Origin of the sequence: Paraburkholderia sp. SIMBA_054, assembly GCF_046534875.1 — a bacterium.
GTDB lineage: Bacteria > Pseudomonadota > Gammaproteobacteria > Burkholderiales > Burkholderiaceae > Paraburkholderia > Paraburkholderia hospita.
This window is the reverse complement of the sequence record NZ_JAWRXV010001866.1, coordinates 1-230: the sequence shown is the minus strand read 5'-3', so window position 1 is coordinate 230 and position 230 is coordinate 1. Positions and strand designations below refer to the sequence as shown.

The following is a 230-nucleotide window of genomic DNA, read 5'->3' as shown; positions in this document are numbered from 1 at the left end:
GAGCGGTAGAGCGGCGTGTCGGGACGGAGTGTTCGGCGCCCTGTCGAGTCGGGGGGTATGTTGATGATCGAAAGCTGATGCTCGTCGAAGCCCGCCGACGCGTCGATAATGCGGTCGCCGGTGAAAATGATCTGCTTCTTGAGCAGCACCGGCGTCTGGTTGCCGTGCGTGAACAGCTCGTCGCCCGGCGGAACCGGGTCGGACGGATTCGGCTGCGTGTTGACCGGATC

The 230-nt window shown here is 63.9% G+C and carries 1 pseudogene; it reads right to left on the bottom strand.

The features are described 5' to 3' along the window. Positions 1 to 230 (bottom strand): annotated as a pseudogene (locus tag SB822_RS61515) (hypothetical protein); the annotation flags it as partial.